The following is a 21,768-nucleotide window of genomic DNA, read 5'->3' as shown; positions in this document are numbered from 1 at the left end:
GTCCACGCGCTTGCCGAGCAGGTTCTGACGGAACCGGCCCTGCTTGCCCTTGAGCATGTCGGAGATCGACTTCAGCGGACGGTTGCCCGGCCCAGTGACCGGGCGGCCGCGGCGGCCGTTGTCGAACAGCGAGTCGACGGCCTCCTGCAGCATGCGCTTCTCGTTATTGACGATGATCTCGGGCGCGCCGAGGTCGAGCAGCCGCTTGAGGCGGTTGTTGCGGTTGATGACGCGGCGGTACAGGTCATTGAGGTCGCTGGTGGCGAAGCGGCCGCCGTCGAGCTGGACCATCGGGCGCAACTCCGGCGGGATCACCGGGACCACGTCGAGCACCATGCCGGCCGGGGAAGTGCCCGAGGCGCGGAAGGCCTCGACGACCTTGAGACGCTTGAGCGCGCGGGTCTTGCGCTGGCCCTTACCCGTGGCGATGACCTCCTTGAGGATCTCGGCCTCGGCGTCAAGGTCGAAGTCCTGCAGACGCTTCTGGATCGCCGCGGCACCCATGTAGCCCTCGAAGTACTCGCCGAAGCGGTACGTCATGTCGCGGTAGAGCATTTCGTCACCCTCGAGGTCTTGGACCTTGAGGCTCTTGAAGCGATCCCACACCTCGTCGAGGCGCGCCAACTCGCGGTCGAAGCGCTGGCGGATCGCCTTCTCCTCACGCTCGGCCGCATCGCGGACCTTGCGCTTGACGTCGGCCTTGGCACCCTCGTCCTCCAGCGCCTTGAGGTCTTCCTCGGCCTTCTTGCCGCGCTCGGCCAGGGCTGTGTCGCGGCGGGTGGTGATCTGCTGGCGCTCCATGTCGATCTTGGCCTCGAGCGAGGATAGATCGCGGTGGCGCGCATCGGCGTCGACGCGCGTAATCATGTACGCGGCGAAGTAGATGACCTTCTCCAGGTCCTTCGGCGCGAGGTCGAGCAGGTAGCCCAGGCGGCTCGGGACGCCCTTGAAGTACCAGATGTGGGTGACCGGGGCGGCCAGCTCGATGTGGCCCATGCGCTCGCGGCGCACGTTCGAGCGGGTGACCTCGACGCCGCAGCGCTCGCACACGATGCCCTTGAAGCGCACGCGCTTGTACTTGCCGCAGTAGCACTCCCAGTCACGGGTGGGGCCGAAGATCTTTTCGCAGAACAGCCCGTCGCGCTCGGGCTTGAGCGTGCGGTAGTTGATGGTCTCGGGCTTCTTGACTTCACCGTGCGACCAGTGACGGATGTCATCGGCGGTGGCGAGCCCGATCTTGAGCCGGTCGAAGTTGTTGACGTCGAGCACGTTGTCTCTTCTCTTCGTGTTCTCGGAAAATTCTATGGGGATGACGGCGGGGTGCGGGTCGTCCACCGGGACAACCCGCCTCCCCGCCTCAGAGGTCGTCGACCGAGGACGGCTCGCGGCGCGACAGGTCGATGCCGAGTTCGTCGGCGGCGCGGAACAGCTCTTCCTCGGCATCACGCAAGTCGACAGCGGAGCCGTCGGCCGAGAGCACCTCGACGTTCAGGCAGAGCGACTGCATCTCCTTGACGAGCACCTTGAAGGACTCCGGGATGCCCGGCTCGGGCACGTTCTCGCCCTTGACGATCGCCTCGTAGACCTTGACGCGGCCGGCGATGTCGTCGGACTTGATCGTCAAGAGCTCCTGCAGGGCGTAGGCGGCACCGTAGGCCTCCAACGCCCAGACCTCCATCTCACCGAAACGCTGGCCGCCGAACTGGGCCTTACCGCCGAGCGGCTGCTGGGTAATCATCGAGTACGGGCCGGTCGAGCGGGCGTGGATCTTGTCGTCGACCAGGTGGTGCAGCTTGAGCATGTACATGTAGCCGACGCTGATCGGATCCGGGAACGGCTCGCCGCTGCGGCCGTCGAACAGGCGGGCCTTGCCCTGCTCGTTGACCAGGCGGACACCGTCGCGCGTGGGCAGGGTCGAGGCCATCAGGCCGGCGATCTCGTCCTCGCGCGCGCCGTCGAAGACCGGGGTGGCCACGAGCGAGTCCGCCGGAGCCTCCGATAGGCCGATCTTGGCCAGGCGCTTGGCCCACTCGGCGGTCTTCTCGTCGACCTTCCAGCCGGTCTTGGCGATCCACCCCAGGTGCATCTCCAGGACCTGACCGACGTTCATGCGGCCAGGCACGCCCAGCGGGTTGAGCACGATGTCGACCGGCGTGCCGTCCTCCAAGAACGGCATGTCCTCGACGGGGAGGATCTTGGAGATGACGCCCTTGTTGCCGTGGCGGCCAGCCAGCTTGTCGCCGTCTGAGATCTTGCGCTTCTGCGCGACGTAGACGCGGACGAGCTGGTTGACGCCGGGGCTGAGCTCGTCGCCGTCGGCGGCGTCGAAGACCCGCACGCCGATGACGGTGCCGGACTCGCCGTGGGGCACCTTGAGCGAAGTGTCGCGCACCTCGCGCGCCTTCTCGCCGAAGATCGCGCGGAGCAGGCGCTCCTCGGGGGTCAGCTCGGTCTCGCCCTTGGGGGTGACCTTGCCGACGAGGATGTCGCCGTTGCCGACCTCGGCACCGATGCGGATAATGCCGCGTTCGTCGAGGTCGGCCAGCATCTCCTCGGAGACGTTCGGGATGTCCCGGGTGATCTCCTCCGGACCCAGCTTGGTGTCGCGGGCGTCGACCTCGTGCTCCTCGATGTGGATCGAGGTCAGCAGGTCGTCCTGGACGACGCGCTGGGACAGGATGATCGCGTCTTCGTAGTTGTGGCCCTGCCACGGCATGAAGGCGACGAGCAGGTTGGTGCCCAGCGCCATCTCGCCATTGTCGGTGCAGGGGCCGTCGGCCAGCGGGGTGCCGACCTCGACGCGCTGCCCGGCCTTGACCAGCGGGCGCTGGTTGGTGCAGGTGCCCTGGTTGGAGCGACGGAACTTCGCCAGGCGGTACGTGGTGTACGTGCCCTCGTCCTCGGCGATCTCGACCGCGTCGGCGGAGACCTCTTTGACGACGCCGGCCTTCTTCGCCACGGTCACGTCGCCGGCGTCGACGGCGGCACGGAACTCCATGCCGGTGCCGACGAGCGGAGCGTGGCTGCGGATCAGCGGCACGGCCTGGCGCTGCATGTTGGATCCCATGAGCGCGCGGTTGGCGTCGTCGTGCTCCAGGAAGGGGATCAGCGCGGTGGCGACCGAGACCATCTGGCGCGGCGAGACGTCCATGTAGTCGACCTCAGCCGCGGGCCGCAACTCGGCCTCGCCGCCGCGCTGGCGCACGAGCACCGCGTCGTCGACGAAGGAGCCGTCATCGGCCAGGGCCGAGTTCGCCTGGGCGATGATGAAGCGGTCTTCCTCGGTGGCCGTCAGGTAGTCAACCTCGTCGGAGACCTTGCCGTCGACGACCTTGCGGTACGGCGTCTCGACGAAGCCGAAGGGGTTGATCCGGCCGAAGGAGGCCAGCGAGCCGATGAGGCCGATGTTCGGGCCTTCGGGGGTCTCGATGGGGCACATGCGACCGTAGTGCGACGGGTGGACGTCACGGACCTCGTAGCCGGCGCGCTCACGCGACAGACCACCCGGGCCGAGGGCCGACAGACGCCGCTTGTGCGTCAGGCCCGCGAGCGGGTTGTTCTGGTCCATGAACTGCGACAGCTGGCTGGTGCCGAAGAACTCCTTCAGCGCCGCCGAGACCGGGCGGATGTTGATGAGCGTCTGCGGCGTGATGGCCTCGACGTCCTGCGTGGTCATGCGCTCGCGCACGACCCGCTCCATGCGCGCCAGGCCGGTGCGGAGCTGGTTCTGGATCAACTCGCCGACGGTGCGCATGCGGCGGTTGCCGAAGTGGTCGATGTCGTCGGCCTCGACCACGGTCGGGCCGGCGGGCATGTCCAGCTCGGTCTCGCCGGCGTGCAGCGCCACCACGTACCTGATCGTCGCGGCGATGTCGTCGAGGGTGAGTTGCTGCTGATCGAAGGCCTCGGCCGTGCCGAGCTTCTTGTTGATCTTGTAGCGGCCGACCTTGGCCGTGTCGTAGCGCTTCTCGTTGAAGTAGTAGTTGTTCAGCAGCGTCTCGGCGGCCTCGACCGACGGCGGCTCGCCCGGACGCAGCTTGCGGTACAGGTCCAGCAGCGAGCGCTTGGTGACTTCCTCGTCGACGGTCTCGTTGCTGACCGGGCCGCCGCTGCGCTTCTCCAGATCGGCACGCACCTCATCGCGCTTGACCGAGTCCTTTTCCAGCGTGCTGCGGATGGAGTCGTACTGGCCGAACTCCTCCAGGATGCGGTCCTCGCTCCAGCCCAGGGCCTTGAGCAAGATGGTGACGCTCTGCTTGCGCTTGCGGTCCAGGCGGACGCCGACGGCGTCGCGCTTGTCGATCTCGAACTCCAGCCATGCGCCCCGCGAGGGGATGACGCGCGCGGTGTAGATGTCCTTGTCGGAGGTCTTGTCGGGGGTGCGCTCGAAGTACACGCCCGGCGAGCGGACCAGCTGCGACACGACGACACGCTCGGTGCCGTTGATGATGAAGGTGCCCTTGTCGGTCATCAACGGGAACTCACCCATGAAGACCGTCTGGCTCTTGATCTCGCCGGTCTCGTTGTTCATGAACTCGGCGGTGACGAACAGCGGCGCGGCGTAGGTGACGTCGCGGTCCTTGCAGTCCTCGACCGAGTACTTCGGCGGCTCGAAGCGGTGGTCGCGGAACGACAGGCTCATGGTCTCGGAGAAGTCCTCGATGGGACTGATCTCCTCGAAGACCTCCTCCAGACCGCTCTTGGTCGACACATCGGTGCGCCCGGCGGCGAGGTCGGCTTCGACACGGGCCTTCCAGGCGTCGTCGCCGATGAGCCAGGAGAAGCTCTCGGTCTGAAGGGCCAAAAGCTCGGGAACCTCGAGGGGTTCGGAGATCTTGGCGAAGGAGATGCGACCGGTGTGGGTCGCGGCGGGAGTTGCGGCGGCAGTACGCGAGGCGGCCAAGAGAAGTCCTTCCGGAAAGCTCGCGGGCGGGAAGATTGCTCACTGCGCACGACAAACCAACCCCGTCAAGGGCACAGGTCGAACCAGATGAGGGCATGGCAAGGCGAGCGCGAACAATGAGCATAACCCGACGCGCTCACCGATGGCAAGGCGGGTCCTTGACATTGGTCATTTCTGCCCCCATCCTTGGCCACCGCTCAGATTCGGGGCCGGAGCCGGGTTGTGAGAGGACGCGCAGATGGGCAAGGCGGTCATTGAGGTGCGAGCTTGCGACGGCGGCCACCGCAGGCCTCACCCCTCGAGGCCCCTCGTTCCTCGTCGCACCTCAGAACCCCGGCTCCGGCCGGGGTCTACGCACCTCGGGGACCGCGAGGAACGAGCGAGCCGGGTCGGCCTATGCCCGCAGGCCCGAAGGTACTGCAGCGCCGGAACGCCGCTCAGGAGCCGAGGTAGGTGATGGCGTCGACCAGCCAAGCACCGTCAACGCACTTCATGGAGACCTCAAGGCGCTGCGGCGTGACCGACGGAGTCGCCAGCTGGGCGGTCGCGGTGACCTTGTCGATGACGACCAGCACCGTTACCGCGTCGGCCGGGCAGCTTCCCTTGCAGGCCTGCGGGGCTGCGGCGTGCACCGTGGTCTGCACCTGGGCACCGGCTGCGGGGGCTTCCTGGAGGAGCACGTCGACGCTCGGGTTGAGTTCTTTGTCGACATAGTTCTTAGTCAACAATCCTTTGACCCGGTCGGCGTAACCGTCGAGGTCGCGGTAGTCGAAACTCAGCACCTGCTGCACGGCGTTGGCGGCGGCATCGGTGGCCTCCTGCGCCTGCTCGTAACTGAGCGGGGCGCTGCGCTGCATCTGCCAATAGCCGGCACCAGCGGCGAGCAGGCCCACCATGAGCGCGAGGACCGCCAGAGGCGACACACCGCCGCGCGGCTGCGCGGCCTGACCCGGACGCGACGCTGCGGTCGGTGCCGTCTCTTCGACGGATGCCTTGCTCACCGTGTCCGTACGCGACGATCCCGGACGCGCAGGAGTAGGCCGGGGCGTCGGGATGACCGGTCGCTGCGGGGCGCGAGCCACCGGGGGTGAGACCTGTTTCGCCGCACTAGCGGGCCGGCTGGCCGTGGCGTCCCCGGGCTTGGTCTCGCCGGCGATCCGGCGGCGGCGCGATGACTGGTTGCCGCTCACTGGGCGCTCCCCCCCTGCTGCGTCGCATCCTGGATCGTCGCCTCGACCTGCTGAATCTCGGAGAAGTCGTTGACCCGCCACGTCCCGTCGGTCTTCGACAGGTGGACGATGCCACGCGCGGCCAGAGGCGCAATGGACGCGGACTGCGCGGTCGTCGCGGTGAAGGAGAAGGCCACCAGGACGTTCGCCGAGTCACCGTCCAACTGCGTCGTCGCGGCGGAGTTCACCACGACGTTGCCGAAGACCAGCTGGGCCGAGCCGAGCGCGTTCTTCTCCTCGTCGGTCGGAGCGAGCAGGTCCAGACAAGTCGCCGTGAACGATTCGGTCACCAGGGGGTCGAGCGCCTTCTTCGTGGCATCCGGATCGGCCGGGTCCACCTCGTAACAGGTCTCGAGGAACTGATTGGCGACCGCCTCGGCGGCTTTGGCGTCCTTGGACCATCCGTCATCGGACACCGCCGGGACAACGAAGGCCATGACCAGCCCCGCGATCACCCCCAGGGCACCCAGCACCATCAGCACCGTCGACGGATTACCGCCGATGCGCCACCGCGTCACCGAGTCGTTCCGAGCAGCAGCCACTCCAGATCGTCCTTCCCCTCCGCGGTCGCAGCAGGGACCACGGTACGGGACAGCTCGGTGTTCTCCGAGGAGCGCGGCACCTTGTTCTTGCCGTCGACCTGCGTCGTGCAGCCGAGGCCCGTCTGGAAGACCTCCTGGCCGTACTGATCGAGGTCGGCGATATCGAAGGCATCTCGGATCTCCCGGTAGCCCTCGTCGCACAAGGTGACGCTTCCCACCGGCGCCGGGAGCATGTCAGCCGGGTTGACCATGCCGAAGGCGGCGTTGTACTCGCCGGCCTCGTCCGGATCCGGCGTGGCGACCGTGAAGGTGCCCTGAACCAGCATCGGGTACAAAAAGAACAGCGCCTGCATACCTGCCACGTTCTCGTCGACGATGCGCACCGGGCCGTTGAGGTTGGCCAAGACCGAACTCAGGTCGGCGGAGTTCTCGCTCACGACCGCATTCACTGTCGCGGCGGCACCGGTGCCCTCGTCGAGCAGGGCACGCAGGTCGCCGTCGGAGTCGACCAGCGTGTCGGTGAACAACGCCAGATCGGACGAGAAAGACTGGATCTGGCTACCCATGTCGACCTGGGTCTGCAGGACTGTCGATGAGGAGTGGATGAGGCTGCGCGTCACGTCGATGTTGTCCTGTGCCTGCGACACGACCACCGCCGTGGAATCGAGGATCTGGGTCAACGCCGGGCCGGCTCCGTCGAAGGCGGTACCCAACTCGGTGACCACCGTGTGCAGATCGTCGGTGTCAACGGAACCGACGAAGGTGTTGAGGTCGACCAGCAGCGTCTTGGTATCGAGGGGCACCTGGGTGTTCTCCACCGCGATCTTCGAACCGGACTTCAGGTACGGAGCACCGGAGTCCTCAGGGCGCAGATCGAGGTACTGCTCGCCGATGGCCGACTTGTTGGCCACCACCGCGTGAGAGTTCGCCGGAATCTTCGGTGCGGAGTTCTCGATGCTGAGGGTCGCGCGCACGCCGTCATCGGTAAAAGTCAGTTCCTCGACGTTACCGACGGCAATGCCGCGGTAGGTGACCTCGGCTCCGGCGAAGATGCCGCCGGAATCTTCCAGGTCGACCGACACGTCGTAGGTCCGGTCGACGAACAGGCGATCGAGTTGCGCGTATCGCGCACCGACCAGGCTCACCCCGAACAGGGTGACGATGACGAAGGCCAGCAACTGAATCTTGGTCAGACGAGTAATCACGATGCGGCCCTCTTCCAGTCGGTCAGCAGGCCCGTCAACGCCACGTCAGAGACCGGGGTGACAGTGGTGCGGCACAGGACGCCCGGCAGCACGCAGGTCTGCGACGTACTCGTCTCATCCGAACTGTCACTGCCAGAATCGCCTTCCTCGGTCGTCGAGGACTCCTCCTGCGATTCCGTTGCCGTCTGGCCCAAGAGCGACTCCATCATCGACGTCAACTGGTCAGCACCACTAGGCAGCGCCTCCATGCCAGAGGTCCCCAGCGAAAGGGCCGACTGGCTGCCGGTCAGGCCACCGAGCAGGTTGCTCAACTGGTCCATGCTCAGGTCGAGGTTGATGTGCAGATTCATCCAGTCACCGCCACAGCCCGATGGCGTGTCCTTGATGCCACCGGCCGGCAGTTCGTCAGGGTTGCTTCGCGGGCAATACGCCTGCGCCGCAGCCAGCGACCCGCCGACCGACCCGTCGGGGAACGGATAGCTGAGGAAGGTACTGATGTTGCCGACCACGTCGGGTGCCGCCTCGGCGAGGTTAGCCAACACCGGCTGCAGCGACTGCAAGTTGGCAATCGTATCGGCTCGGGAAGCCTGGATGACGCCTGTCGCCGTGTCACCGAGGTTCTGGAGCGCCGTGGTGAGCCGAACGAGGTCGTCGCGCTGCTGATCGAGCACCGTCAGCGCACCGGGCAGCGTATCGAGGGCCGAGGTAATGGCACCCTTTTGCGCATTGGCCGAGATCGCCAGGTTGTTGACCTGCTCCAAGGAGTGCAGCAGGGCCTCCTTGTTGCTGTCGATCTGCGCCAGGAACACCGTGGTGTTGTCGAGCAACTGCTTGATCTCGGCCTCGTTGCCGGCCGTCGTCTTGTTCAACTCGGTGACGATGGTGTTGACGTTGTCCAATCCGCCGCCGTTGAGCAGCAGCGCCGCCGAAGCGAGAACCTCTTCGATGTCGGGGTTGCGCCCCGCGTTTTCCAGCGGAATCTTGTCGCCGTCGCCCAGCTTGCCGGTGGCACCCGTGGCCGGCGGAGACAGCGAGACGAACTTCTCGCCCAGCAGGCTGCTCTGGCGGATCTGCGCCAGAGCGTTGTCCGGCAGGTCGACGTCACCGTTGACCAGGACCGTGACCTCGGCGGTCCAGCCCTTCAACTCGATGTCGGTCACCCGGCCCACCGCGATGTCATCCACGCGCACTGCACTCTGCGGTACCAGGTCGAGCACATCCTTGAACTGGATCGTCACCTCATAAGGGTCGTCGCCGACATCGGCACCGCCGGGCAACGTGACCGAGGTCGGGTCGAGCGAGCAGCCGGAGAGCAGCAGCGTGGCCGCTCCCGCAGCCACCGCGAGCCGGATCGTCATGCGCTTCACGGCATACCCCCTGTCAGGAGTTCGGCCAGTTGAGTCGGATCGGTCGCCGAGGCCGCTTCCTCGGTACCGCTTGCCTCGGAGGCTGACGTGTCCGACGACGTCGTCGGCAGGCTGAGCGAACCGAACAGGCCCGTCGCGAGTTCACACAGCGCGTCGTCGCCATCGACCGGCTGGCCGACCAAAGCGCACAACAAGCGGCCGGCTCCCCCTGTACCGGTCAGCAACTGCAGGACCGTGCCTTCGAGATTGGCATGCGTGTCGAGGGTGCCGTAACCGGGGTTGTAGGCGAGTACCACGTTCGACAGTGCCGTTGGCCCGGCCGAGGCGAAAGCACCCAACTCGTCCTGGCGGGCGGCGAGCACCTCGGCGAGTGACTTGAGGTTGCTCACGTTCTGGCGCAGCGTGCCGCGATTGTCCTGCACGAGGGACTCGACGCTGGTCAGGGCGGTCGTCAGGGCTGTCAGCGTGGCTGCCAGGTCGTCACGTTCATCGGCCAAGACCGCCGCGACGTCGGCGGTATTGTCGTTGAAGGAGCGCACCGCCTGGTCGTTGGCCTGGAGCATGCTGACGAACTCTTCGACCTGACTCACACCGGAGAACAATTCGTCGGAGTTGTCGCTCAGCGTCGAGGTGAACTGGCCGAAGTTCTTCAGTGTCTCGTTGAGCTGCGCACCTTGACCATCGAGTTGCGTGGCGGTCTCTGAAAGCAGGTCGCTGAGCGCGCCCTGGCTGTTGGCGCCGTTGGGGCCGAGCGCCACCGCGAGGTCGTCGAGCGACTGATAGATCTGGTCCAACTCGACCGGGACCGCAGTGCTCTCCTGTGTGAGGTGGGCGTCGTCGGCGAGTTTGGCACCACCGGTGTAGACCGGGGCCAACTGCACGAACCTGTCCCCGACGATCGCCGGGGAGATGATCGCCGCTTTGACGTCCTTGGGCAGGTCGATGTCGGCCTCGTACTCGATGGTCGCGCGGACCACCTCGCCCTTCGGCTCCAGTTTGGTGACCGTGCCGACCGGAACACCGAGCATACGCACCTCCGAGCCGACGTACAGCGACGTCGTCTGGGAGAAGTCGGCGGTGAGCGTCTTGGCGTCGCTGCCGCGATTGAAGACCAGCACCGCAGCGGCGAACAGCGCCAACAGCACGAAGACGGTGAAGATTTTGCTCGCTCCCGCGATCCGCTGCGCCAAACCGACCGAACTCATGGCACGCTCCCCTCGACGTTGCTCGAATTGAGTGCGCCGCCCAGACCCAGCAGGTTGTCGAACCACGGGCCGGTACCCAGCGCCTCACTGAACAACCGCAAGAACGTCGGCGAGACACGCAGGACCTCATCGAGTGTGGCTTCGTTGCGCACCAGCATGTCAGTGACGGCCTGCAACTGCTCCAAGGCCGGCTTGAGATCGGCGCGCGTGGTGTTGACGAGGTTGGTCAACTCCGCCGAGATCGCCTGCGTCGAGACCAGCAGCGTATGAATGGCATCGCGGCGCGCGGTGACCGCATCGAACAGCGTGCTGGCATCGGTGAACAACCGCTCCAGTTCGCCGTTACGGGAGGCGAGGGTGCCCGAAACAGTGTCCAAGGCGACGAGTAGGTCGTTGATCTGCTGGTCGCGTGCGGCCAGGTTGGACGACAGGTCCGACAACCCGACGATGGCGTTGCCGAACTCGTCGGTCGACCCGGCCGCTATCTCGCCGAGCGTCGTCAGGGCCTCGGCCACCTGATCGGTGTCGAGCGCATCGGTCGTCTCGGACAGATCCGAGAAAGCCTCGACGACGTCGTACGGCTCGTCAGTGCGCGAGTTCGGGATCGTGCCGCCCTCGGCCATCTGGCCCGAGCCGACCGGGGTCAAGGATAGGAAGGTCGCGCCGAGCAGCGTGCGGATCTTGATGGCGGCACTGGTCTTGGGGCCGAAATCGACATCCTCGGTGATCTTGAAATCGACGACCACCTTGTCGCCGTCGAGTTCGACGGCTTCGATCTTGCCGACGCTCACGCCGGCCACCCGCACCTCGTCACCTGCACGCAGGTTGCCGACCTCGCTGAACTCCGCCTTGTAGTGGTCACCGGCACCGATGATCGGTAGCCGGTCGGCCCGGAAGGCGGCGAACAGCATGAGAGCGATGATGGCGAAGCCGACCAAGCCGATGATCGTGTGATTGCGTTCGCGGAAGGGCTTGATATTCACAGCGGCATCCCCGTTTCAGAACAACCAGCGACTATACGGGGTGGCCGCTGTGAGACCCGATGGTTCACTCGCTTGCGCCCACTCATCACTGGCCTCCCATCGGCGTGCGGCCGCACCGGTCGCCGCCGACCTGCAGCTCACCGTTGTTCGGGATCAGGCTCAGCAGGTCCGCCGGCAGATCGGGGATCGCCAGGCTGATGCTGCACACGTAGAAGTTGAACTGGCTGCCGCCGGAGGCCGCATTGCTCAGTTTCTTCATCTTGATCGGGACGATCTGCAGGTTCTGCTCCAGGGTCTGCAAATTGTCGCCCGTGGTCAACTGGCCGGTGAGATCCTTGAGCGCGGTGACGTCCGCAGCCAGCGCCGGCGACCCCTCCTGCAGGAAGGAGGCGGTCTCCTGCGACAGCGCAGAGATCGAATCGATGGAGTTCAAGATAGCGTCGCGGTCGCTGTTGAGGCCGCTGACGAACTGCTGCAGCGTCACGATCGTCTGGTCGAGTTCGGCGTCGCGGCTGGCCACGATATCGAGTGTCGTCGACAGGTTGGTGATGACGTCGCCGATCAACTGGTCTCGGTCGGAGAGCGTCGAGGTCAGCGAGGCGGTGGTCGACAGCAGGCTCTCGACACTGCCGGACTCGCCCTGCAGCACCTGGACGATTTCGTAGGCGAACTGGTTGGTGTCCTCCGGGTCGAGCGCCTCGAAGACCGGTTTGAAGCCGTTGAGCAGCAGGTTCAAATCGAGTGCCGGCTCGGTCTGGGACTTCGGGATGGTCGATCCGGGCTCGAGGACCGCAGTACTGCCGCTCGGGTCCTGCGAAAGAGCCATGTATCGCTGGCCGACCAGGTTGCGGAAACGCAACTTCGCCTCGGTGTTCTTGGTCAGCGGGCGGTCGGAGTCGACGCTGAAGGTCACCAGGGCCGTATTGCCCGGGTGGACCTCCACCTTGGTCACGCGGCCGACCGAGACTCCCGCGATGCGCACGTCGTCGCCCTTGGCCACACCCGTCGCATCGGTGAAGACGGCCTTGTACTCGGTGTCCCTGCGGAACAGCCCGTTGGCCAGGATCGACATCAGCACGAGCGTCACCAGACCGGTGAAGGCGAGGAACAGGCCGACCCTGACCAGGGCCGACATGGCTTCCTTGTCGAGTTTCATTGCACGGCCACCTCCGCTCCGTCGTAGATCGAGCCGAGCAGCAGCGGTGCCAGGTCAGAACTGGTCTCCGGGTCCAGGCCCACGCTCTTGGTCACCAGCGTGTCGAGCAGCGTCCACTCGCTCGACACACCGGGGCGGTTCCACGTGCTCGTATCGACGCTCCAGTCGCTCTGGTCCTCGCTGGCCCAGTCGCTCGAACTGCCGTCGGGATCGACGTAGTTGAAGAACTTACCGTGGGCGCTCTTCATGCCGACCAACTTGTACAACTCACCGGCGAGCGCCGGACCCTTGAAGGTGGCGTCTTGCGACCAACGGGTCTCGAAATCCGCCTGGTCGAGCGCGTAGCACGTCGGAGCGACGGCCTCGGCCAGCGCCGGATCATTCAGCTCGTCGTAGGAGACATCCGTCAACTCGGTCAACTCGTACGGATCAGGCATCGAGCCTTCTGAGGTCGAGTCAGCACTCGGCGGGATGATCTCGAGGCTGATGTGCGTCGTGTTTTCACGGAAGATGCTGTTCAGTCGCGGCATAGCGGCGTCGAGGCCGTTGAAGAAACACGGGAAGGTCTCGGAGTAGCGGCCCGCCTGGTAGATGCTGCGGCGTCCGTAGGCGTTGACGTCGATGAGGTCCTGGCCGCTCGCGGCGAAGAAGGCCGTCAGCGTGTCGGCCAGCGTCGCGGTACTGGTGAGGAAGGCCGACAGCTGGGCGTCCTTCTCGACCACGGTCTTCCCGGTGGTGACCGAGTTCTCCAGTACCCGCGCCAAGTCCGGCAGGGCCGCAGCGTAAACATCGGACACCTGACCCAACTTCACCAGGTCATCGACGGCCTGCGGGATGTCGGGGTTGATCTGGTTCAGATAGGCGTTGAGGTCGACCAAGGTGGTGCCCAACTGCTCGCCGCGACCATCGAGCGCGGTGGCGACAGCGGTCAGCGTAGTGGCCAACTCCTCCGGCTCGACTGCTTCGAGCAACCCGTAGAGATTGTTGAGTACCGACTCCAACTCGATGGGCACGTTGGCCTTCTCGATGGTGTCGCCGGCCTTGAGCGAACGGCCCGAAGCGCTCTCCGGCGGGATCAAGGCGATGTACTTCTCACCGAAGAGCGTCTTGGGCAGGATCTGCGCCGTGACGCCAGCGGGCACCTTGTCAATGAGGTCGGGGTTCATGCCGAGCGTCAACTCGACGCCGTCGTCGGTGACCTCCATGTCGGTGACTTCGCCGACGATCATGCCGCGCAACTTGACATCGGCGTTCTTCGGCAACTGCGAGCCGGCCTTGGAGGTCTTCAACGTGACGTCCTCAGTGCTGACGAAGGACTTGTTGAAGAACGCCCAGGTCAACCAGACGAAGAGCAGCATCAGGCACAGGAAGCCGATGCCGAGAGTCTTGAGAACCGAAGGACGGTCGAGAGTCGGGGTACGAGGCATGAGCGATCACCCGGCCAATCTGACGGTCACCGTCGTACCCCAGATGGCCATCGAGGCCAGCAGGTCGACGACGTTGACCGCGACGATCGAAGTGCGGACAGCCAGACCCACCGCCACGCCGACGCCTGCGGGGCCGCCGGAGGCGTAGTAACCGTAGTAGCAGTGGATCAAGATGACGACGATGGCGAAGATCAGCACCTTCGCGAACGACCACAGCACGTCGGTCGGGGGGAGGAACGTGTTGAAGTAGTGGTCGTAGGTGCCCGAACTCTGTCCGTAGAGTTTCGTGACCGTCAGCCGGGTGGCGAAATACGACGACAGCAGACCGACCATGTACAGCGGCACGACCGCGATGAGGCCGGCGATGACGCGCGTGGTGACGAGGTAGGGCAGCGACGGGACCGCCATGACCTCCAGCGCGTCGACCTCCTCGGAGATGCGCATGGCCCCGAGCTGGGCGGTGAAGCCGCAGCCGACGGTGGCCGCCAGGGCGATGCCCGCGACGATGGGCGCGATCTCGCGGGTGTTGAAGTATGCCGAGACGAAGCCCGACAGCGCCGACGTGCCCAGCTGGTCGAGGGCTGCATAGCCCTGAATACCGACCTCGGTGCCGGTGAAGAAACACATCGCGGTGATGACGCCGACGGTGCCGCCGACCAGCGCGAGCGAACCGGAGCCGAAGGTGACCTCGGCGAGCAGCCGGAAGATCTCCTTGGAGTAGTTCTTGATCGTCCGCGGCACGTTGAGCAGCACCCGGACGTAGAACGCCATCTGGCGGCCCAGGTTCTCCAGGGCGTCAGCGGGTTTTGCGGCGAGGTCGCCGACACGGGCGCTCATGGTCTTGCCAGCCATCACATCCCCTTCGGCGGGACGAGTTGCAGATACAGCGCCGAGATCACGAAGTTGACGACGAACAACAGCGTGAAGGTGATGACGACAGCCTCGTTGACCGCATCTCCGACGCCCTTCGGCCCGCCCTTGGCGTTGATCCCCTTGTACGAGGCGACGATGGCGGCGATGAAGCCGAACACGAGCGCCTTGACCATGCCCTGATAGATATCCGGCAACTGCGCCAACGCCGTGAACGAGGCAATATAGGCACCCGGCGTGCCGTCTTGCAGGATCACGTTGAACACGTACCCACCGGCCACGCCGACGATGCTGACCAGGCTGTTGAGGAACACCGCGATCATCATGCAGGCCAGAACGCGGGGCACGACGAGGCGCTGGATCGGGTCGATGCCCAGCACCATCATCGCGTCCAGTTCCTCACGGATCTTGCGTGATCCGAAGTCGGCGGCGATGGCCGAACCGGCGGCACCGGCGATCAGCAGTGCCGTGGCAATCGGACCGGCCTCGCGGATGACCGCGAGAACCGCCGCCGAACCAGTGAACGACTGCGCACCGAACTGCTTGATGAGTCCGCCGACCTGCAAGGCGATGACCGCGCCGAAGGGGATCGCCACGAGGGCAGTCGGCACGATCGTCACCCGGATGATGAACCAGGCCTGGAGGATGAACTCACGCAGCTGGAACGGCCTGCGGAACAAGGCCAAGAACACGTCCAGCATGAACGCGAACAGGCCACCGGCGATCCGCGCCGGCCCGGTGATGGCTGAAACGCTCACGCACTGCTGCCCATGGAGACCATGGCATCCGGCTGGAAAGAGCCGGGGGGCGGCGTGACGCCGTTCTGGCGGCACCACTCGCCCGGCGGGCGCTGCGCGCGACGCGGACGGCCGTCGGACGGCTCCAGCTGCAACGCGACCGGCGGCAGCGGCGGCATCTCGATGCCGGCCTCGGCGGCCAGCTCGGTGGCGTCCTTCTCCTCGGACATGCCGATGGGACCGACGCGCTGGGCGTTGAGGAACTGCGCCACGACCGGCTCGGTCGAGGTGAGCAACTGCTCGCGGTGACCGAACATGGCCAGATGTTTGTGGTAGAGCAGGCCGAGGTTGTCCGGCACGGTGCGCGCGGTGTTGATGTCGTGCGTCACGATGAGGAACGTGGCGTCGATCTGCGCGTTGAGGTCGATGATGAGCTGGTTGAGGTAGGCGGTACGCACCGGGTCGAGGCCGGAGTCCGGCTCGTCGAACAAGATGATCTCCGGCTCCAGCACGAGGGCGCGGGCCAGGCCGGCGCGCTTGCGCATGCCGCCGGAGATCTCACCGGGGAGCTTGTGCTCGGCACCGACCAGGCCGACGAGTTCCATCTTGTCCATGACGATGGAGCGGATCTCGGACTCGGACTTGCGGGTGTGCTCGCGCAGCGGGAAGGCGACGTTGTCGTACAAGTCCATCGAGCCGAACATCGCACCGTCCTGGAACAGCACGCCGAAGAGCTTGCGGATTTCGTACAACTCGCGCTCGGGGCAGTTGGCGATGTCGACGCCCTCGATCCACACGCTGCCGTTGTTCGGCTTGAGCAGGCCGATCAGCGTCTTGAGAAGCACCGACTTGCCGGTGCCCGACGGGCCGAGCATGACCGAGATCTCGCCTGCGGGCAGGGTCAGGGTGACGTCGTTCCAGATCAGCGAACTGCCGAATTTCTTCGTCAGGTGCTCGATCTTGATCTCAACTCCCACGGGAGTCCCTCCTCTGTTCGGCCAACTTCGCAGCGGCCCGGTGATGGATCTGGTGCCATCGTAATGCAGTGTGACGGGGCGCACAGTCACAACGATCATTTCTGATCGGAGTTACGTGGTCCCGGTCACGGCAGGTGACAGGAACCGACTGTAACGGAGGACACAGCCGAAGATCAAAAAGAGTCTCCGAGACCGGCCGGCGGCACACCACCGAAAGCGACTGCGGCGCCCCTCCCCAAAGGCAAGAGCGCCGCAGTCGGCGTACTGGGTCTAGCGAGAGGTCACTTGAGGGTGACCGAGGCGCCGGCGGCCTCGAGGGCCTCCTTGGCCTTCTCTGCGGTCTCCTTGTTGACCTTCTCCAGGACCGGCTTCGGAGCGCCCTCGACGAGGTCCTTGGCCTCCTTGAGGCCCAGGCTGGTGAGCGAGCGCACCTCCTTGATGACCTGGATCTTCTTCTCGCCGGCCGACTCGAGGACGACGTCGAACTCATCCTGCTCGGCAGCGGCGTCGGCACCGGCGTCGCCACCGGCGGCCGGGGCCGCAGCGGCAACGGCGACCGGGGCGGCCGCAGTGACCTCGAAGGTCTCCTCGAAAGCCTTCACGAACTCGCTGAGCTCGATCAGGGTCAGTTCCTTGAATGCGTCCAGCAGCTCTTCGGTGCTGAGCTTCGCCATGGTGGCGTCCTTTCCTGATGAGACCCCGAGGGGGTCCCGATGGGTGATCGGGCGGTTCAGCCCTCGGTGGTCGCGTCCTCGGTCGCCTCGGCGGCGTCCTCGGTCGCAGGGGTATCGGTCGCGGCGGCGGTGTCCGCCGGACCCTCTTCGGCCAACTTCGCTTCGAGGGCCGCCGCGAGGCGGGCCGTCTGGGCGAGCGGCGCGTTGAACAGCGAGACTGCGTTCTGCAGGCTGCCCTTCATCGCGCCGGCGAGCTTCGCGAGGAGGACCTCGCGCGACTCGAGGTCGGCCAGCTTCTTGATCTCGTCGGCGCTGAGCTGCTTCCCATCGAGGAAGCCGCCCTTGATGACGAGGGGGGTGTTCGCCTTCGCGAAGTCGCGCAGACCCTTGGCCGCCTCGACCGGATCACCCGAAATGAAGGCGATGGCGGTCGGACCGGTGAGAAGGGCGTCATCGATCTCGACGCCGGCCTCCTTGGCCGCGATCTTGGTCAGCGTGTTCTTAGCGACGGCATAGCTCGCCGTCTCACCGAGAGAGCGCCGCAGTTCCTGCAGCTGCTTGACGGTGAGACCGCGGTACTCGGTGAGCACAACGCCGCCCGACTCACGGAAGTTCTCCGCAAGTTCGGCGACCGCTGCAGCCTTATCCGGGCGTGCCATACAGGTCTCCTTCCAGCACGTTGGTCAGTGCCGGGACCGCATGGCTCGGGAACAACAAACGCCCCGGTCCACACACAGGGAACGGGGCGCATCGAGACGCTGATCGTCACCTGCGCGGGCCGCCTCGTGCGGATTGCTCCGTGAGGCACTTCGGGTGATCCGGAAAGATCACCGACCGACGGTCTTCGGCGTGCCCAGACTACCGGCTTGCGACCCCACCGCCAAATCGACGGCCTGCGCAGGTTCAACGGCCGACAACGAAGGGACCCAGCACGTGTCTGGGTCCCTTCGTTGCCCAAGCGGTCAGCTCGTCGGCGGGGCCGGCGGCGGCCCTTCGGACGGCTGCACGATGACGAAGCCGGCACCCTGGAAGGCCACCTGGAACGCCTCGCCCGAACCCCGACCGATCAGCGCACCGGCCTTGAAACTCGAGGCGATGGACGTCTGCAGGCCCAGCGACCATGCGACGAGCGCGTTCGCGTCGGCGAAGGTCGGTGCCTCGGCCGGGTTGAGCACGACCGGGTCGCCGTCAGTGGTGATGGCTACCCAGCCGGTGCCGCGCAGGGTCGTGTTGAACAGACCCCCGGCCAGCATGCTGCCGCCCTTGACCCGCTCGACGTTCCACTCCAGCGACGACGAGAACGCGAGCACCGCGCTGCCGCTGACCGACAAGCCGCCATTGGCGATCTGCAGGATATGGACGTTCTTGGCCTCGTCGGCGAGGAACACATCACCGGCACCGCTGACCTGCATCAACGACAGGCCCTCCCCGGTGAACGCCTTCTTGAGGAAGCGGGCCGCGCCGCCGCCGGAGTAGGCGAAGTCGACATTGCCTTGATAGGCCACCATCGCGCCCTGCTTAGCCAGGAACGGCTGGTCGATGCGGACCCGCAGCAGCTTGCTGTTCTGCTTCTGCGGACCGACGCCCTCGACCTCGCTGTAGGTACCGTCGATCAGATCACCGGACAGGCCGGCCCAGGGATCGCCGGTGAACGCCGCCGCTCCGGCCTGGGCCGGCGGGGCACCGGCAGTTGCGGGCTGCGGGGGTGCGCCGAGCGGCGCGACCGACTGGTTGCCCTGATTGCTGACGTGCTCGGTCCAGCCGTTGCCGTCCCAGTAACGGAACTCGTGCCGGCCCTCGGGGTCCGGATGCCATCCAGCGGCAGTCATCGCGACACCTCCGATGAAAGGACACGGTACGAAGGCGTCGCGATGACATGCCTCCGGTTCTCTCGCTGGCGCTCGTTCACAGTCAACTCAGCTCCCTCTTGAGGATCTTGCCCGTGGAGGTCATGGGCAGGGTGTCGCGGAACTCGACGATACGAGGGTACTTGTAGGCGGCGAACTGCTCCTTGCCCCACGCGAGCAACTCGTCCTCGGTGATCTCGGCACCCGGCTCGCGGACCACGACGGCCTTGATCTCCTCGCCGTGAGACTCGTGCGGCACGCCGATGACCGCGACCAGCGAGACTGCCGGGTGCGTCATCAGCACCTCCTCCAGTTCGCGCGGGTAAACGTTGTACCCGCCGCGGATAATCATGTCCTTGGAGCGGTCGACGATGAAGAAGTAGCCGTCGGCGTCCTTCTTGGCCAGGTCGCCGGAGCGGAACCAGCCGTCTGCGTTGATCGCCTCTGCGGTGGCCTCGGGGCGGTTGTAGTAGCCCTTCATCACGTTGTGACCGCGGATGGCGATCTCACCGATCGCACTGTGCCCGTCTTCCTGGAGATCATCGGGGATGTCGTTCCACTCTGAGTCGATGAGTTTCATCTCGACGCCTGGGATCGGCTTGCCGATGGAGCCGACGCGCGGCTCCTCGCCGAAGACGCTGAAGGACGCGACCGGCGAGGTCTCCGACAGGCCGTAGCCCTCCAAGATGGTGACGCCGAAACGCTCCTTGAAGTTCTTGTGGACCTCGACCGGCAGCGCCGAGCCGCCGGCGACCGCGACACGCAGATTCGCCGCGATCTGATCGACCGGCGTCTCGGGGGTGAGCGCGCCCAGCAGGCCCCAGTACATCGTCGGCACGCCGGCGAAGAAGGTGACCTTCTCGCGCAGCATCAGACCGATGGCCGGCTCGGCCTCGAAACGCGGCAGCATGACGACGGTGCCGCCGTAGGCGAAGCCGCCGTTCTGGATGACCGTCTGACCGAAGGAGTGGAACAGCGGCAGCACGCACAGGTAGGTGTCGGGGGTCTCCGGGTTCGCGCCGAAGAGCGCCTCGCCGGTCAGCGCGTTGTCGCGCATGTTGCGGTGCCGCAGCTCGGCGCCCTTGGGCTGGCCGGTCGTGCCGGAGGTGTAGAGGATGACGGCGGTGTCGTCGTCATCGCGCTCGACGGTCTCGAAGGCCGGCGGCTGGGTGCCGACGAGCGGGGCGTAGAACTCCGGCCCCTCCAGCGGGGCGGGCGCGGCCGAGTCGAGCTTGATGAGGAAGAAGTCCTTGCAGCCCTCGGTGGCCTGGAAACCTTCGTAGGCGGCCTCGCCGATGGGCAGCTCCGGGGTGCCCTCGAAGGCGAAGTAGGCGACGGCGTCCGAGTCGTCGAGGTGGTAGGCGACCTCACGAGCCTTCAGCAGCACGTTGAGCGGCACGACGGTCGCCCCGGCCTTGAGGATGCCGTAGTAGATGATCGAGAAGTAGGGCAGGTTCGGGCAGGACAGGGCCACCTTGTCGCCGGGCTGCACGCCGCGCGAGACCAGCAGGTTCGCCACCTGGTTGGCCGCACCGTTGACCTGGGCGTAGGTGAGTTTCGTGTCGCCGAAGACGATCGCGGTGCGGTCCGGATAGGACTGCGCGGAGTTTTCCAGCAGAGCGGACAGATTGGCCACAACGGCTCCTCATCGAGTCAGGGGTGTGATCGGCATCTCAGCCGACGAAGGTCAGACTAACGCGAAGCACCGACAACCCGCAGGGGCGTTGGCGGCGTCCTCACTCCCCCTCGGCCATCGGGACCCGTTGACGCGCGCTCTCAGACGTAGCCGAACTCCGCCCCGTCAACGACGAAATCGTCCGGCGGCGACTCGATGCCTGCCTTCGTACCCCAATCGGTGTAGTCCATCGTTACCGCCCCGCCGTCACCGCTCCAGGAAAACCGGCGCGGCAGAAGGTCCGGACCCACCAGAACCGTGACCTCAACCGTGCCACCAGCCAGGCCCAGCAAGGCGGCTTGCTCGGGGGTGAAACCCTGAGGGACATCGACCGTGAACACGTACGGCGTCGTGGAAACTCCATCGATCTCTTCGCTCAGCCCGCGCTGTTCGATGGAAGTCACGGCCGCTCCGAGGCGGCTGAGGAACCCTACCGGATCCACCAGGGTGACCACGGGGCCGAAAGTCTGCGCGAATCGTCCCGCCGGATCAACGACGAGATACATGCCTCCCGAAGCCTGCCCAAGATTGAGGTAATGCCTTCCGTCGGCGATCAGCACCTGTACATCGTTGACCTGCAACGAGAGTCCAACGACCGCCGCGTCGGCGCCGAAAATCAGATCACCGCCCGCTGAGACCTCCGATGCAGTCAGCGAAACGCGAGCAGCGCCGCTACCGGCCACCGCCGCCGTGACTTCCGGCACGATGTCCTGAGCATCCGGCAGAGAAACAACCGTCGGGGTGGAGGAAACCTCGTCTGCGCCGGCCGGCCCCGAAGACTCGTGCGCACAAGCAGCGAGCCCCAGGAAAACTGCCACACACGTCGCCACCGCTACCCGCTTGCGTCCACATCTCATGGCATCAGCGTAAGAGCGTGCGCGGAGGTTTCCGAAAGACGATGCGGACTTGTCCTCACACCGATTCAGTACCCCACGATCAATGCCTGAGGATTGCGGCTGCCTTCGCAGCCG

The 21,768-nt window shown here is 65.8% G+C and carries 17 protein-coding genes and 1 pseudogene; all 18 read right to left on the bottom strand.

The window, feature by feature from the left end; genetic code table 11:
• A pseudogene (locus tag QM597_RS03085) lies at positions 1–1,269 on the bottom strand (DNA-directed RNA polymerase subunit beta'); the annotation flags it as partial.
• 88 nt (positions 1,270–1,357) lie between these two features.
• Positions 1,358–4,903, bottom strand: a complete 3,546-nt coding sequence (locus QM597_RS03080) for a DNA-directed RNA polymerase subunit beta (RefSeq protein WP_415003403.1) — start codon at positions 4,901–4,903, stop codon at positions 1,358–1,360.
• A gap of 437 nt (positions 4,904–5,340) precedes the next feature.
• Positions 5,341–5,904 carry a hypothetical protein gene (locus QM597_RS03075; protein ID WP_415003402.1) on the bottom strand — a complete coding sequence of 188 codons (564 nt, stop codon included), beginning with the start codon at positions 5,902–5,904 and terminating at the stop codon, positions 5,341–5,343.
• Positions 5,905–6,089: 185 nt separating this feature from the next.
• Entirely contained in the window at positions 6,090–6,650 is a 561-nt protein-coding gene (locus tag QM597_RS03070; protein WP_415003401.1) for a hypothetical protein, read from the bottom strand.
• The gene (locus tag QM597_RS03065; protein ID WP_415003400.1) at positions 6,647–7,879 is read right to left on the bottom strand and encodes an MCE family protein; all 1,233 of its coding nucleotides are present in this window, start codon (positions 7,877–7,879) and stop codon (positions 6,647–6,649) included. Before QM597_RS03065 ends, QM597_RS03070 begins: the two co-directional genes overlap by 4 nt.
• A complete protein-coding gene (locus QM597_RS03060) occupies positions 7,876–9,237 on the bottom strand; it encodes an MCE family protein (RefSeq protein WP_415003405.1) in 1,362 nt (453 codons plus the stop codon). Before QM597_RS03060 ends, QM597_RS03065 begins: the two co-directional genes overlap by 4 nt.
• A gap of 5 nt (positions 9,238–9,242) precedes the next feature.
• Complete coding sequence (locus tag QM597_RS03055) at positions 9,243–10,451, bottom strand: MCE family protein (protein ID WP_415003399.1); 1,209 nt, start codon at positions 10,449–10,451, stop codon at positions 9,243–9,245.
• Positions 10,448–11,434: an MCE family protein gene (locus QM597_RS03050; protein ID WP_415003398.1), complete on the bottom strand. Its 987-nt coding sequence runs from the start codon at positions 11,432–11,434 to the stop codon at positions 10,448–10,450. Before QM597_RS03050 ends, QM597_RS03055 begins: the two co-directional genes overlap by 4 nt.
• A gap of 85 nt (positions 11,435–11,519) precedes the next feature.
• Positions 11,520–12,590: an MCE family protein gene (locus QM597_RS03045; protein WP_415003397.1), complete on the bottom strand. Its 1,071-nt coding sequence runs from the start codon at positions 12,588–12,590 to the stop codon at positions 11,520–11,522.
• Entirely contained in the window at positions 12,587–14,017 is a 1,431-nt protein-coding gene (locus QM597_RS03040; RefSeq protein ID WP_415003396.1) for an MCE family protein, read from the bottom strand. The genes QM597_RS03045 and QM597_RS03040 overlap by 4 nt, the downstream gene beginning before the upstream one ends.
• A 6-nt stretch (positions 14,018–14,023) precedes the next feature.
• On the bottom strand, positions 14,024–14,869 hold the full coding sequence (locus tag QM597_RS03035; protein ID WP_415003395.1) for an MlaE family ABC transporter permease: 846 nt from the start codon (positions 14,867–14,869) through the stop codon (positions 14,024–14,026).
• A complete protein-coding gene (locus tag QM597_RS03030; RefSeq protein WP_415003404.1) occupies positions 14,869–15,588 on the bottom strand; it encodes an MlaE family ABC transporter permease in 720 nt (239 codons plus the stop codon). The genes QM597_RS03035 and QM597_RS03030 overlap by 1 nt, the downstream gene beginning before the upstream one ends.
• A 53-nt stretch (positions 15,589–15,641) precedes the next feature.
• Complete coding sequence (locus QM597_RS03025) at positions 15,642–16,601, bottom strand: ABC transporter ATP-binding protein (protein ID WP_415003394.1); 960 nt, start codon at positions 16,599–16,601, stop codon at positions 15,642–15,644.
• 281 nt (positions 16,602–16,882) lie between these two features.
• Positions 16,883–17,275, bottom strand: coding sequence for a 50S ribosomal protein L7/L12 (gene rplL, locus QM597_RS03020; protein ID WP_415003393.1), 393 nt, complete (start codon positions 17,273–17,275; stop codon positions 16,883–16,885).
• A 56-nt stretch (positions 17,276–17,331) separates the two neighbouring features.
• Complete coding sequence (rplJ, locus tag QM597_RS03015) at positions 17,332–17,934, bottom strand: 50S ribosomal protein L10 (RefSeq protein ID WP_415003392.1); 603 nt, start codon at positions 17,932–17,934, stop codon at positions 17,332–17,334.
• Between the two features lie 303 nt (positions 17,935–18,237).
• Positions 18,238–19,104: an AIM24 family protein gene (locus QM597_RS03010; protein ID WP_415003391.1), complete on the bottom strand. Its 867-nt coding sequence runs from the start codon at positions 19,102–19,104 to the stop codon at positions 18,238–18,240.
• Between the two features lie 82 nt (positions 19,105–19,186).
• Positions 19,187–20,758, bottom strand: coding sequence for a long-chain-fatty-acid--CoA ligase (locus tag QM597_RS03005; protein WP_415003390.1), 1,572 nt, complete (start codon positions 20,756–20,758; stop codon positions 19,187–19,189).
• Between the two features lie 140 nt (positions 20,759–20,898).
• Entirely contained in the window at positions 20,899–21,615 is a 717-nt protein-coding gene (locus QM597_RS03000) for a hypothetical protein (RefSeq protein ID WP_415003389.1), read from the bottom strand.
• Between the last annotated feature and the right edge of the window lie 153 nt (positions 21,616–21,768).

Source organism: Aeromicrobium sp. (assembly GCF_047607065.1).
Lineage (GTDB): Bacteria > Actinomycetota > Actinomycetes > Propionibacteriales > Nocardioidaceae > Aeromicrobium.
Note: the sequence above shows the minus strand (reverse complement) of the source record. Positions and strands in the feature narration are given on the sequence as shown.

Bases quoted from the DNA above. Each gene is read 5' to 3' on its own strand.
- QM597_RS03060 (WP_415003405.1), bottom strand. From the start codon at position 9,237: ATGACGATCCGGCTCGCGGTGGCTGCGGGAGCGGCCACGCTGCTGCTC.
- QM597_RS03055 (WP_415003399.1), bottom strand. From the start codon at position 10,451: ATGAGTTCGGTCGGTTTGGCGCAGCGGATCGCGGGAGCGAGCAAAATC.
- QM597_RS03045 (WP_415003397.1), bottom strand. From the start codon at position 12,590: ATGAAACTCGACAAGGAAGCCATGTCGGCCCTGGTCAGGGTCGGCCTG.
- QM597_RS03040 (WP_415003396.1), bottom strand. From the start codon at position 14,017: ATGCCTCGTACCCCGACTCTCGACCGTCCTTCGGTTCTCAAGACTCTC.
- QM597_RS03035 (WP_415003395.1), bottom strand. From the start codon at position 14,869: ATGGCTGGCAAGACCATGAGCGCCCGTGTCGGCGACCTCGCCGCAAAA.
- QM597_RS03030 (WP_415003404.1), bottom strand. From the start codon at position 15,588: ATGCTGGACGTGTTCTTGGCCTTGTTCCGCAGGCCGTTCCAGCTGCGT.
- rplL (WP_415003393.1), bottom strand. From the start codon at position 17,275: ATGGCGAAGCTCAGCACCGAAGAGCTGCTGGACGCATTCAAGGAACTG.
- rplJ (WP_415003392.1), bottom strand. From the start codon at position 17,934: ATGGCACGCCCGGATAAGGCTGCAGCGGTCGCCGAACTTGCGGAGAAC.
- QM597_RS03010 (WP_415003391.1), bottom strand. From the start codon at position 19,104: ATGACTGCCGCTGGATGGCATCCGGACCCCGAGGGCCGGCACGAGTTC.